This is a genomic window from Streptomyces sp. NPDC020965 (genome assembly GCF_044333555.1).
Taxonomy (GTDB): Bacteria; Actinomycetota; Actinomycetes; order Streptomycetales; family Streptomycetaceae; genus Streptomyces.
Map to the genome: position 1 here is coordinate 33,236 of NZ_JBIRRE010000008.1, position 11,880 is coordinate 45,115.

Sequence of the window (11,880 nt, forward strand, 5' to 3'; positions counted from 1 at the left end):
GGGCCGGTGACTAGGGTGGGGTTCATGCGAACACGCGGTGTGATGACAGCGGTTGGGCTGGTGCTGGCGGTCGGACTGACAGCGACGGCCTGCTCGGGCGACGACGGGGACGGCAAGAGCGAGTGGGAGCCCGTCGGCGCGGAGCGGATCTGTGATGGTGTCTTCGCGTCTCCGGTCGCCCAGCGGGCGCTGCGGACCATGACCGGGACGGACCGGTTCTTCCACAGCGAGGTCGGGGACGGGCTCGACGTCGCGGCGGAGAAGCTCACCGCCGGGTATCTGGCGTCCGGTGTGAGGTCGGAGGCCGAGGGCGATCTGTGCTCGGTCTACGTGGAGAAGGAATCCGGCCTCGATCACTCGCGGGTCAGCTTCACTCTCGACGACGGCAAGTTCATCGACAGCCCGGACTACTCGCCCAAATTCACCCCCTATCAGGTGGGTCGCAGGGCTCTCGCCGGGGTCAGAGCGGTGATCCTCTACATCGAGTGCGTCAGCCCGGAGATGGGGAGTTCGAAGGAGCAACCCGCCTTCATCCGCGGCGAGTTCAGAAACCGCGCCGATCCGGCGGGAGATGCGCGCGCCGTGCGCGAGGCGAATCTGACGGCGCTGAACGCCGCGGCGTTCGCACTCGCGGGGAAGTTGGGGTGCGCGAACAACGGCGGACTGAGCGAGCAGCCCCGGCTGACGCCCGCCAAGTGAGGAGAGCGGGAGCCGTCCTCGCACAGCGCCGCCCCCTCCCGCGCCGCGGCGTGGGAGGGGGCCGTGGATTCAGCGGAGGATCGGGATGAGTTCGGTCACCGCGCCGCGGGAGTCGGCTCGGCGGGCTGCTCCCAGGGCCAGTGGGCGTCCCGGCCGCGCTCCAGCAGCGGGATCAGACGGAACGCCGCATCGGTCAGTCCACCGAAGGCGTGCCGGTTCGCCTCTCCGGACGGCGCGTGACCCGCGCGGTAGCCCGCGAGGTTCCAGGTGTAGAGCGGCACGGTGGCCGGGATCGACCCGCCGACGCCGACGGAGTCGTACGCGGCCTGCTCATCCGTGACGATGACAACCCGGTCATGCCCGTCGAAGTGCGCGCGAAGGGCCCCCGCGGTGTCGGTACCGCCGCCGAGGAACCAGCCGCCTGTCTGCCACCGGTCGACCGAGCGGAGCAGGGACTCCGCGCGCTGGAGCGGGAACACCTTCGTCCCGGGCCTCCCGCGCCAGCCTCCGCTGGAGAACGAGACCACATCGGCGTCGGCGGCGCGCCGGCCGAGAGCGATTCCGAACAGGGCTGCCGCGTCCCACCGCATCAAGGTCCCGTCACGGGAGAACCCGGCCTCCATGGAGCTGCTGGTGTCCACCAGGATCAGAGTCCGGCCCGGCAGGGACGGGATGTTCCCCAGGGACGCGTTGAGCGCCTGGTCCAGGGCGTGGCCCCAGCGCAGTGTCGGCGCGGCCCGGTGGGCCGAGTAGAACCGCATGGGGAGCTGCCGTGAAAGCTCGACCTGCGCAGGGTCGGTGAGCCGGGCCGCGACCTGCGCCGCCACCCGGTCGGACACCCCGGCCTGATCGAAGTTCCTCAGGTTCCGCAGCAGCGCCATGTAGCCCATGGACGGGATGACGGCCTCCCATGCCGCCGCGTCCAGCGGGCCCTGGAGCCACCCTGCGACGGCTTCCCAGGTCATGCCCGCGCTCCGCAGCCGCTCGACCCCACCGGCGCTCGTCAGGACGGTCCGGCGCTCCTCGACGGGCAGGGCCGTCAGCTCCGCGCGGGCGTGCAGGGTCGTGAGTCGTGCCGGGATCGGCTCGTCACGGTGGTGCCGGCGGTCAATCGCGTGCTTGAACAGGTCACCCTGCCACCGCCGGTCACCGGATGGGGCCGCGTGCACCAGCTCCAGGACGTCACCGAAGCGGTAGCCGTGCGCCGAGGTGTCGTACTTCAGCAGCGAGCGCTCCATGTACAGCCGCTGCACCGCGTCGGCGATGCCGCGCTTCAGCGGCTTCGGCAGCCGGCGACCGTACCGCTGCGTCCAGTACCCGAGCAGCTCCCCGGGCTCGTCCGCCCGCTGGAGCACCGAGGCGATCATCCGCCGGTTCCAGCCCGCGTCCTGCGGCTCGACGCCCGTCGGGGCGCCGAGGCCCGTACCGTCCTGGTCGGCGTCGAGACGGGCGCGGACGAACTCGGCCGCGCCGACGAGCGCGGCGGTGCGCAGGTTGCCCGCGCCGCGCAGCCAAGCCAGCAGGCCGGCGGTCCAGGCGGGGTCCTCGACGGCGAGCTGCCGTACGAGCCGGGTGAACCGGTCGTCACGGTCACCGGCGCGCTCGTAGACGGTGTCCTGCCCGACGAGGTTCGCGACGGCGAGAAGGAACAGCTCGCCGCGGGTGTCGCGTAGGTAGCCCGTGGCGCCCTGATGCGTGAGTTCGGTCTCCCCGGTCGTGGTCACGGGCGAGCCGACGGCCGGGCGGACGCCACGGATGTTGAAGCGGGACAAGAGAGAACCCCTCGCTATGGAGGGGAGGCCGAGCATGCGGGGCCCGAGATCAAGGTGAGCAGCAGAGGGATGACGTGTCTTCACCGCCGGCTGCCGTGGCTGCCGACTCCAACGAAGTATCTGTTGCGCGCGCACCGGGCCCCCGATGCTGGTGCCTCCCGAGATCAAGTCGGCGTGCGGTTCGGATTCTTTGAGAGAGAAGTAACCGCGGCCTGCGCACCGGGAGGTGCAGAGATATGAAGTTGTGGCCCAGAGATCAAGGTCGGTGCGGGTAACAAGGTGCTCTAGCCGCTGAGCTACCGACGCCTCAAGCGCCGACCGGGATTCGAACCCGGGACCGCCCCAATATCAGTGGAAGTAACCCGCTCCTGCGCACCTGGGCTGCGCTCACCGTAGACCGCGCCCCCCTACCGGCGTCGACCGATTAAAAGCGGTCACGCCCCCTCGAACCCTCCCTCACATCGAGGCCGAGCGGTCAGGCCCGACGGTCTCCGAGGCCGTCGGGTGGGGTGCGTCGGACGCCACCATGTCGAGGAGGTACGGGGCGACATAGCCCCGGTACGCGCTCCGGCGCGCGGCCGGCAGGTCCTTCCACCCCGTGATCCGGCCACGGCACAGGGCCGTCCCGCACCCGCAGCGGGCGGGGAAGTGCTCGATCACATAGTTCCGCATCGCGTAATCGAGGGTGATTTCCTGACCGGTGGTGATGGGGACGCGGGCCAGCACGTCGTGGGCACCGGTCGCGTTGAGCCCGATGCCGCATCTCGGGTCGCAGGAGTGGTTCACCTTCGGCACCAGACCGCCGTGCCGGACGAAGCGATTCCGGCTGATCTGGGAGGCGTGCGAGTCGTTCCCTTCAAGATCGGCCTCGATGACACCGGTCAGCACCAGCTCGCCCACCCGGAAGGCCCGGGTCGCGAACACCCCCGCTCCCCTGCCCACGGTCTCCCGCAGTTCGATGCCGGGGTCACGGTCCGCCACCCCCGGCGCGGTGCGCGGCGGGCGGTCGGAGTCTTGACGGTTCATGAGAAGCCCTTCGGTACGTCGGGCGGAACACCGCCCGGGGCCGGAACGGCGGGTTCATACCGCCGAGAGGCACCCGGGCTCTGCTAAAGAGCAGGTGAGGGACACACAACCGCACCCGCCCGCCCAGCACCAGGGCTGGTACCGGCCCGCTGCGCTCCGACGCCGCTCCCTCGTCGGCGCGGGAGCGGGCCGCGTGGTGGTCTCCGTGGGCGGTGTCGGGGCTCCCCCGGCTGCCGGATCGGGACCTCCGTGGGCCTGGCCACCCGAGCGGAATCCTCCGTTCCGATGGGAACCGGACGATCGAGTGCAAGCGGCCCGCTCGGTGTCCGCGCCGTTCAGGACGCACGCCGCGCGGATTCGGCCGAAAGGCACGGTATCCGGTCAGGCCAACCGATCGCCGCATATCGACGGATCTTTGGCCGAACTAGGCGTAGACCGATAGATGCCTGAGGCATGTAGTGATAGATGGCACACCGGACCTTCTACCGCTGTGAGGTTCACGATGACGGAAACCACGGAATCCGTAGCCTTCCCTCAGAACCGTTCCTGTCCCTATGCCCCACCCACCGAGTACGAGCCGCTGCTCGGGTCGGGCCCGCTCTCGCGGGTGACGCTGTACGACGGCCGTTCCGTGTGGGCGATCACCGGGCACACGCTCGCGCGGCAACTGCTGGCCGACCCCCGGGTCTCCAGCGACCGGGAGAACATGGCGTTCCCGATGACCAGCGAGCGGTTCGCCTCCCCCACCAGGCGTCGGGTGGCGCTGATCGGGCTGGACGACCCCGAGCACAAGACCCAGCGGCGGATGCTGATTCCCGGCTTCACCCTCAAGCGCGTCGCGGAGCTCCGGCCGATGATCCAGCGGACCGTGGACCGACTGCTGGACGAACTGGTCGAGCAGGGGCCGCCCGCCGAACTGGTGGACGCCTTCGCCCTGCCGGTGCCGTCCATGGTGATCTGCGATCTGCTCGGGGTTCCCTACGCCGACCACGACTTCTTCGAGGAGCAGTCCCGCAGGATTCTGCGCGGCGCGACCCCCGAGGAGAGTGAGCGGGCGGGGGATCTGCTGGAGCAGTACATCGGCGGGCTGCTCGACAACCGGATTCCACTGGCCGAAGCCGGCGGGGACGGAATCCTCGACGAATTGATCCGCCGTCAGCGGAAGGAGGGGGATCTCGACCGGCAGGACATGATCGACATGGCCCTGATCCTGCTCGTCGCCGGTCATGAGACCACGGCCAACATGATCTCGCTCGGGGTCTTCACCCTGCTCCAACACCCACAGCAGCTCGCCGAGCTGCGGGCCGAGGAGGCCCTGATGCCGACGGCGGTGGAGGAACTGATGCGCTTCCTCTCCATCGCCGACGGCATGGTGCGGGTGGCCCGGGAGGACATCGAGGTGGATGGGGGCACGACCATCCGGGCGGACGACGGGATCGTCTTCGCGACCTCGCTGATCAACCGGGACGGCGACGCCTTCGCCGAGCCCAACACCCTGGACTGGCATCGCCCGGCACGGCACCACATCGGCTTCGGCTACGGGGTGCACCAGTGCCTGGGGCAGAACCTGGCCCGCGCCGAGCTGGAGATCGCGCTGCGGTCGCTCTTCGCCCGACTGCCCGGTCTGCGGCTGGCCGTACCGGCCGACCAGGTGCCGTTCAAGCCGGGCGACACCCTCCAGGGAATGCTGGAACTTCCGGTCACCTGGTGACGACCGTGCACGAGGAGGAGCACAGGAACATGCTGATCGAGATCGACAAGGACGTCTGCATCGGCGCCGGTATGTGCGCACTGACCGCGCCGGAGGTCTTCACCCAGGACGACGAGGGGCTGAGCGAGCTGCTGCCCGACCCGACGTACGACACCTCCGGCGCACAGGTGCGGGAGGCGGTCCGGGTCTGTCCGGTGCGGGCCATCAGCACCACCGGGGGCCACGGGGCGCAACCGCCCACTCCTGGTTGAGGACGGACGGCGGCCCGCGCTCGTCCGGAGCGAAGCCCCGGAGGCTCGGGGGCTTCGGGGGCTCGGGGGCTCGGGCTGGCGCCGAGGGCTCCCGGGGCGGCTCCGGGGGCTCACTCCGGACGGTGCGCGGCGCCCTCCTGGATGACCTCGGCGTAGAGACGGAACAGGCGCGGCCGGGGCCGGTCCTCGGCGTCCGCGCCCGGTGCGTCGAGCAGCCGGGACCAGCAGCGGGCCGCCCGCTCCCGGGCACGGGTGCCGATCCAGGGCGCCGGCAGGAGTTCGAGCGGCAGCAGCGGGTCGGGCTCCATGGCGCGGGAGAACTCCGCCGCCAGCTCGACGGCCATGGTCAGCCGTTCGGTCCCGGTGGGGAGCGGCAGGGCGTCGAGGCGGGCGAGGTGGCTCTCCGCGAGCACGTCGAGCCGCTCGTACCGTGCGGCGATCTCGGTCAGCGGCCAGAGCGAGGAGGCCAGTGCGGCCGGGGTGCGAGCGGCGCCGACGCGTAGGTCGTCGCTGGTGAGGAAGGTGACGGCGGACAGCACTCCGAGGCGGCGCGCCCGCTCATCGACCAGGGGCTCGACGGCGTTGGCACTGACATAGAGGCCGCCCTGGACGGCGACCGCGCCCAGGCCCAGCAGCGCGTCGCGCAATGCGTCGCGGGCGGCTCTGGCCGACTCCGGGATGGCGAACGCGAAGAGGTGCCAGCGGCCGTCCCAGGGGGCGAGTCCGCGGTCCTGTTCGTAGGCGTGCCGGACGTAGGCCACCTTCGGCACGAGGGACTCCGCGACGTCGGCCGCGGTGGCGCGGAGCAGCGCTTTGCGGCCCCGGCCCTCCTGGGTGAACCGCCCCTCGGTCACGAGCCGTTTGACACACAGTCGGACCTGCTGGTCGCTCATGCCCAGGGCGTCCGCGACGGAGTACAGCTCACCGGCGTCCACGGTGGCGTCCTCCCGGACGAGGGCGTGCACGACCAGGCGGGTGGGGATCTCGGGGGCGGTGCCGGTCATGGGCCGAGCATAGGCGGGCCGCTCGGGCCCGTTCACCGTTGACCCGTCGCGGGCGGGGCGACGGGCCGGGACATGGTGGTGACGGCGCCGAATCCCATCGGTCCCCGCAGCCAGGGCGTCCTCTCGGTATGGACCGGGACGAAGCCGTGCCGTGCGTAGAGCGCCCGCGCGCGGGGGTTGACGTCGATGACGTCGAGCCGGATCCTGCGGCAGTGGTGGTCGGCGGCGACGCGGACCATTGCGTCGAGGAGCAGCCCGCCGATGCCCCGGCCGCGGAGGTCCGCGTCGACGGCGATGCCGTCCATGACGAGCTCGTCGGGCTTCGGGGTGCGTTCCAGTACGGCGAGGAGTGCGAGCCGGGGAACGCCCCGGAACAGTCCGTACGTCCGGAGCACGTCGGCCACGCCGCCCCCGGTGAGTCCGCGGGCGCCCAGCCGGTAGCCGGCCACGCCCACCACCGTGTCACCGACGAGGGCGACCACGGCGCGGTCCGGGTGCAGATGGGTCGCGATGAATCGCCGCCCCGTGGCCGAGGGGCCGAGCGCCGCGCCGAGTTTCCGGCCGAAGGCCGCCCAGTACAGCTCGGCCACCCGCGCCTCGGCTCCGTCGGGGACGCCGCGCCGGACTCGTACGCCCGCACTCCCCTCCGTACTCCTGCCGTCCGCTTCGGCCGGTCCGGCCGGTCCGGCACGGTCGTCGTCCGGTCCGGCACGGTCGTCGTCCGGTCCGGCACGGTCGTCGTCCGGTTCGTACCGCTCACTCGTCATGCGTGCTCCCTCTCGATTCCCGGCATCCCCGCGCCGCCCCACCACTTCATGATATCTATCTTACTCACTACGATCGTTCTCGCCACGATCGTTTGACTTACGATAGATACGGGTGGAGATATGCGGACAGGACGACATGCGGGTACGGCTCGCCGCGGACCGGACGACCCGGACATACGGACGGGAGGCACGGGCACGGGTGCAGGCGCAGGCACGGGCGCCACGTCGGCCCGGCTCACTCATGTCGACGCGCTGCGAGGTTTCGCGCTCTTCGGCATCCTGATGGTCAACATCACCTACCTCGCCTCCGCCTATCACGGCACCGGCGTGGTGGATCCCGGCTTCGACTCGCCCGTCGACCAGGCGGTGCGGTACCTGGTCGCGATCTTCTTCGAGGCCAAGTTCTACCTGCTGTTCTCCTTCCTCTTCGGCTACAGCTTCACCCTGCAACTGAACTCGGCGGAGCGCGCCGCTGCGCGCTTCGGCCCCCGGTTCCTGCGCCGCCTCGCGGCGCTGTTCGCGATCGGCGCCGTACACGCGGTGGTCCTCTTCCCCGGGGACATCCTGACCACCTACGCCGTCCTGGGCCTGATCCTCTTCGCGGCCCGCCGCACGGCCCCCCGCCGGGCCGTCCGCATCGCCGTGGCCCTCTTCGCCGTCACCGGGGCCGGCTATCTGCTGCTCGCCCTCGTCCAGTACGGCGCGGGCGGCGGCATCGACGCGACCGCCGTCGCCGCCCAGGCCCAGCAGGCGACGGAGGAGTTGCGCGGCGGCCCCGGATCGGTGCTCGGGGCCCATCTCGAACAACTCCCCGACGTGGCCTTCCTGCTCATCTTCTTCCAGGCGCCCGCCGCGTTCGCCGCCTTCCTCCTGGGGCTCGCCGCGGGGCGGCGTGAGGTGTTCACCGATCTCGCCCGCCACAGCCGGACACTGCGCCGGTTCCAGTGGGCCGGCTTCCCGGTCGGAATCGCCGGTGGCGTGATCCATGCGCACGCGAATCTGGCGCACCCCGGCACCGACTACCAATTGCTCGCCCTGGGCATCGACGTGGTGACCGCTCCCCTGCTGGCCGCCGCCTACGCGGCCACCCTGCTGCGGCTGCTGCTCGCGGGCCGCTGCCGGCGCCTGGCCGCCGCCCTGGTACCGGTCGGCCGGATGACGCTGACCAACTACCTCACCCAGTCCGCCGTCTGCGTCCTGATCTTCACCGGATTCGGGGCGGGGCTGGTCGGCCGCCTCTCCCCGCTGTCCGTCGCGGGGGTCGCGCTGCTGCTCTTCGCCTGCCAGTTGGTGGTGTGCCGGTGGTGGCTGGTCCGACACCCCTACGGGCCGCTGGAGTGGCTGCTGCGCGCGGTGACCAACGCCTCCCGGCCCCGGTGGCGCCGGGCGCCCGGCGACGTCTGACCCATGGCGGCGGAACGGCGGCGGGGCGGTGGCACGGCACGGTCCAGGCGGCGGAGTGCGGGGCGAACGTCCCGGGTCGCACGCGGGGGGCTCGTCCCGTCGGAAGGGCGCCCCGGAGCCGCCCGGGTCCCGGACCGGGGTGGCATCCCGCGGCGCACCACGGCCGGGCGCGCAACCCCGCAGCCCCCGCGGCGGGGGCGACGGTGGGTAATTCGGTGTTCCAGCCGGGGGCGGTTCCGCGATCATGGGAGCGGAACCGCCCCGCGACCCTGAGGAATCGCCCGCCATGCCACTGCCCGCCGACCCGACGGTGCTCCATCCGATGCCCGAGCAGCCGCGGGTGGTGCTGCTCAGACCGCTGGTGAAGTCCCCGTTGATCGAGGTCGGGGAGTACTCCTACTACGACGACCCGGACGATCCGACCGCATTCGAGACACGCAACGTGCTCTACCACTACGGGCCGGAGAAGCTCGTCATCGGCCGGTTCTGCGCACTGGGCACGGGCGTGCGGTTCATCATGAACGGCGCCAACCACCGCATGGACGGTCCGTCGACCTTCCCCTTCCCCACCATGGGCGGCTCGTGGGCCGACCATTTCGACCTGCTGACCGGACTGCCGCAGCGCGGTGACACCGTCGTCGGCCACGATGTCTGGTTCGGTCACGGTGCGCTGGTGATGCCCGGCGTACGGATCGGGCACGGGGCGATCATCAGCTCCGGCGCCGTGGTCACCGCCGACGTGCCCGATTACGGCATCGTCGGCGGCAACCCGGCCCGGCTCATCCGCACCCGCTACAGCGAAGCGGACATCGCCAGACTGCTGGCCGTGGCCTGGTGGGACTGGCCCGTGGAGCACATCACCGAGCAGGTGCGGACGATCATGTCGGGCAGCATCGCCGACCTCGAAGCCGCCGCCCCGGAGATCCGTCGCGGGTGATGGGCGCGGTGGGCTCCCGTGCCTCGCAGCGGCCCGGCACCGGCGCTCAGCGCGTCGCGCGGTCGGGGACCGGCCTCCGGATCGGGGCCGCTACTTCCAGACGTACAACGCGTAGGGCGGGTAGGGGTCGCATCTGAATTCGGTGATGAGCTGGATGTCGACCAGATGGGTACCCGTGGCCATGCACCTTTCGTACGACTGGTGCGGACCGAAGGAGACCCAGTGGGCGGGCCCCGCCACGGACGGCGGCGGTGCGGCCTGTGCGGCCGGCGCGGTCAGTAATAATCCGGCGCCGGCCAGGGACACGGCCAGGCTCGCGGTGGAGAGCATTCTGCGCAGGGACATGCGGGGCCCACTCCTTCTTCACCAGGAACACCGGAGCCGTCACCCCGGTGACTGGCCTGAAGCTTCCCTTCGCACATCCCCCAGGACAACGGGAAGCGCGCATTCCCGTTAATTTCCCCCTCCCGCAGCCCGCGGCCCGCGGCCCGCGGGCCGGGGAACATCGACCTGCCGTGCCGCCCGAACGGGCGCCCGTGACAACACGTCGACACCGGGCGACGCGCACGACGCCCGGCCTTATTGCACATGCTTCGCAATTACAATGCAGTGGCAGTAAGGATCACGGTGGCGAGGAGTGGTGGTACGCGTGACGGATTCCCCGGTCGTGCTCGGAATCGAGTCGTCCTGCGACGAGACGGGCGCCGGGCTCGTGCGGAACGGCCGGCTGCTCGGCCACGCCGTCGCGTCGAGCATGGACGAGCACGCGCGCTTCGGCGGCGTCGTCCCGGAGATCGCCGCCCGTGCCCATGTCCACTCCTTCAACCCCGTGGTCCACCGCGCGCTGGAGGAGGCCGGACTGCGGATGTCCGACATCGGGGCGGTCGCCGTCACGACCGGCCCCGGCCTCGCCGGCGCGCTCCAGGTCGGCGTCGCCGGCGCGAAGGGGCTCGCGTACGCCCTGGACGTGCCGCTGTACGGGGTGCACCACCTCGCCGGTCATGTGGCCGCCGACGCCCTGGCGCACGGCCCGCTGCCCGACCCGTGCGTGGTGCTGATCGTCTCCGGCGGCCACACCTCGCTGTTGCTCGTACGGGATCTGGCCCGGGACCCGATCACACACCTCGGCGACACCCTGGACGACGCGGCGGGAGAGTGCTTCGACAAGGTGGCCCGCGTCTTTGGACTCCCCTACCCGGGCGGGCCCGCCATCGACCGGGCCGCCCGCGACGGTGATCCGTCCGCGGTGGCGTTCCCCCGGCCGCTCACCGGCGCGCGTGACGATCCGTACGCCTTCTCCTTCTCCGGTCTGAAGACGGCGGCGGCGCGCTGGGCCGAGCAGCGCCGCGGCACCGGGCTCGCCGTGGCGGACGGGGCGGCCGCGCTCCAGGAGGCGGTGGCCGACGTGCTGACCCGCAAGGCGGTCGCCGCCTGCCGGGAGTACGGCGTCACCACCCTGGTCGTGGTCGGCGGGGTGGCCGCGAACTCCCGGGTGCGCTCGCTCGCCGACGAGCGCTGCGCGGCGGCCGGGATCACCCTGCGCGTTCCGCCCATGGGGCTGTGCACCGACAACGGCGCGATGATCGCCGCGGTGGGCGATCTGCTCGTACGGGCGGGTGCCGAGCCCGCCCCGCTCGATGTGTCGATCGACCCGTCGGCGCCACTGGAACGGGCCGCCCTGCATCCGGCGCCCCGCCCGTCCGCGAGGCCGGTCGCCGCATGACCGCGGCGACGGTGCGGATCGACTCCGGCAGCGGGCTGCTCCGCTACGCCGAGGGCATACGCGCGGTGTACGCGGATGCCTTCACCGGCCCGCCGTGGCACGAGGACCCCGCGACGGCGGACACCTACCCGGCGCGGCTGAGTGAGGACGCCACCCGGCCCGGGTTCACCGCCGCGCTCACCGTCGAAGGAACCACCGTGCTGGGTTTCGCCGTCGGCTGGACGACCCCCGACCGGCTGCCCGCCGACCGCTGCTATCCCCGGGTCGCCGCCGCCCTCGGCCCCGACCGGACTCGGAGCTGGCTCTGCGGCGGCCGGGAGATCGACGAACTCGCCGTCCACACCGGGGCGCGCGGGCTCGGCGTGGGCGCGGCCCTCCTGGCGGCGCTCACCGCCGACGCCCCGGCCGCCCGGTCGTGGCTGCTCACCTCCGCGCACGCCGATGCGGCCCTGTCCTTCTACCGCCGGCTGGGCTGGCACCAGGTCACCCACCCGGCGCCGGGCGGGAACGGCCCGGTCGTCTTCCTCGGCCCCGGCCACCCCGCCGCTCCGCCCCACTGACCTCCCGTCCCGCCGCCGGCTCGGAA

12 protein-coding genes are annotated in these 11,880 nt (G+C 71.9%); 7 read left to right on the forward strand and 5 right to left on the reverse strand.

The window, feature by feature from the left end:
• Positions 1-42: 42 nt before the first annotated feature.
• Positions 43-699, forward strand: coding sequence for a hypothetical protein (locus tag ACH4S7_RS23505; protein WP_398523214.1), 657 nt, complete (start codon positions 43-45; stop codon positions 697-699).
• A 95-nt stretch (positions 700-794) separates the two neighbouring features.
• Here ACH4S7_RS23505 and ACH4S7_RS23510 read toward each other — a convergent pair whose 3' ends face one another.
• Both ACH4S7_RS23510 and ACH4S7_RS23515 read right to left on the reverse strand, forming a co-directional pair.
• Positions 795-2,471 (reverse strand): TROVE domain-containing protein, encoded by a 1,677-nt coding sequence (locus tag ACH4S7_RS23510; RefSeq protein ID WP_398523215.1) that lies wholly within the window; start codon positions 2,469-2,471, stop codon positions 795-797.
• Positions 2,472-2,927: 456 nt separating this feature from the next.
• Positions 2,928-3,497, reverse strand: coding sequence for an SET domain-containing protein-lysine N-methyltransferase (locus ACH4S7_RS23515; RefSeq protein WP_398523216.1), 570 nt, complete (start codon positions 3,495-3,497; stop codon positions 2,928-2,930).
• A gap of 502 nt (positions 3,498-3,999) precedes the next feature.
• Between ACH4S7_RS23515 and ACH4S7_RS23520 the strand changes: the two genes are divergently transcribed.
• Together ACH4S7_RS23520 and ACH4S7_RS23525 are read left to right on the forward strand one after the other, a co-directional pair.
• Positions 4,000-5,208, forward strand: coding sequence for a cytochrome P450 (locus ACH4S7_RS23520; RefSeq protein ID WP_398523217.1), 1,209 nt, complete (start codon positions 4,000-4,002; stop codon positions 5,206-5,208).
• 29 nt (positions 5,209-5,237) lie between these two features.
• The gene (locus tag ACH4S7_RS23525; RefSeq protein ID WP_398523538.1) at positions 5,238-5,459 is read left to right on the forward strand and encodes a ferredoxin; all 222 of its coding nucleotides are present in this window, start codon (positions 5,238-5,240) and stop codon (positions 5,457-5,459) included.
• A 110-nt stretch (positions 5,460-5,569) separates the two neighbouring features.
• Here ACH4S7_RS23525 and ACH4S7_RS23530 read toward each other — a convergent pair whose 3' ends face one another.
• Positions 5,570-6,463, reverse strand: coding sequence for a PaaX family transcriptional regulator C-terminal domain-containing protein (locus tag ACH4S7_RS23530; RefSeq protein ID WP_398523218.1), 894 nt, complete (start codon positions 6,461-6,463; stop codon positions 5,570-5,572).
• Positions 6,464-6,495: 32 nt separating this feature from the next.
• Positions 6,496-7,230 (reverse strand): GNAT family N-acetyltransferase, encoded by a 735-nt coding sequence (locus ACH4S7_RS23535; protein WP_398523219.1) that lies wholly within the window; start codon positions 7,228-7,230, stop codon positions 6,496-6,498.
• 120 nt (positions 7,231-7,350) lie between these two features.
• Here ACH4S7_RS23535 and ACH4S7_RS23540 point away from each other — a divergent pair, with 120 nt between their 5' ends.
• Positions 7,351-8,634: a DUF418 domain-containing protein gene (locus ACH4S7_RS23540; protein ID WP_398523220.1), complete on the forward strand. Its 1,284-nt coding sequence runs from the start codon at positions 7,351-7,353 to the stop codon at positions 8,632-8,634.
• A gap of 286 nt (positions 8,635-8,920) precedes the next feature.
• Positions 8,921-9,571 carry a CatB-related O-acetyltransferase gene (locus ACH4S7_RS23545; protein ID WP_398523221.1) on the forward strand — a complete coding sequence of 217 codons (651 nt, stop codon included), beginning with the start codon at positions 8,921-8,923 and terminating at the stop codon, positions 9,569-9,571.
• Between the two features lie 90 nt (positions 9,572-9,661).
• On the opposite strand, the gene ACH4S7_RS23550 is transcribed toward ACH4S7_RS23545, so the two are convergent.
• Entirely contained in the window at positions 9,662-9,916 is a 255-nt protein-coding gene (locus tag ACH4S7_RS23550) for a hypothetical protein (protein ID WP_398523222.1), read from the reverse strand.
• Positions 9,917-10,220: 304 nt separating this feature from the next.
• Here ACH4S7_RS23550 and tsaD point away from each other — a divergent pair, with 304 nt between their 5' ends.
• Together tsaD and ACH4S7_RS23560 are read left to right on the forward strand one after the other, a co-directional pair.
• Entirely contained in the window at positions 10,221-11,294 is a 1,074-nt protein-coding gene (tsaD, locus tag ACH4S7_RS23555) for a tRNA (adenosine(37)-N6)-threonylcarbamoyltransferase complex transferase subunit TsaD (RefSeq protein ID WP_398523223.1), read from the forward strand.
• Positions 11,291-11,854, forward strand: a complete 564-nt coding sequence (locus tag ACH4S7_RS23560) for a GNAT family N-acetyltransferase (RefSeq protein WP_398523224.1) — start codon at positions 11,291-11,293, stop codon at positions 11,852-11,854. Before tsaD ends, ACH4S7_RS23560 begins: the two co-directional genes overlap by 4 nt.
• The last annotated feature ends 26 nt before the right edge of the window (positions 11,855-11,880 follow it).

Bases quoted from the DNA above. Each gene is read 5' to 3' on its own strand.
- ACH4S7_RS23515 (WP_398523216.1), bottom strand. From the start codon at position 3,497: ATGAACCGTCAAGACTCCGACCGCCCGCCGCGCACCGCGCCGGGGGTG.
- ACH4S7_RS23530 (WP_398523218.1), bottom strand. From the start codon at position 6,463: ATGACCGGCACCGCCCCCGAGATCCCCACCCGCCTGGTCGTGCACGCC.
- ACH4S7_RS23550 (WP_398523222.1), bottom strand. From the start codon at position 9,916: ATGTCCCTGCGCAGAATGCTCTCCACCGCGAGCCTGGCCGTGTCCCTG.
- ACH4S7_RS23545 (WP_398523221.1), top strand. From the start codon at position 8,921: ATGCCACTGCCCGCCGACCCGACGGTGCTCCATCCGATGCCCGAGCAG.
- ACH4S7_RS23525 (WP_398523538.1), top strand. From the start codon at position 5,238: ATGCTGATCGAGATCGACAAGGACGTCTGCATCGGCGCCGGTATGTGC.
- ACH4S7_RS23505 (WP_398523214.1), top strand. From the start codon at position 43: ATGACAGCGGTTGGGCTGGTGCTGGCGGTCGGACTGACAGCGACGGCC.
- ACH4S7_RS23520 (WP_398523217.1), top strand. From the start codon at position 4,000: ATGACGGAAACCACGGAATCCGTAGCCTTCCCTCAGAACCGTTCCTGT.
- ACH4S7_RS23560 (WP_398523224.1), top strand. From the start codon at position 11,291: ATGACCGCGGCGACGGTGCGGATCGACTCCGGCAGCGGGCTGCTCCGC.
- ACH4S7_RS23535 (WP_398523219.1), bottom strand. From the start codon at position 7,230: ATGACGAGTGAGCGGTACGAACCGGACGACGACCGTGCCGGACCGGAC.
- ACH4S7_RS23540 (WP_398523220.1), top strand. From the start codon at position 7,351: ATGCGGACAGGACGACATGCGGGTACGGCTCGCCGCGGACCGGACGAC.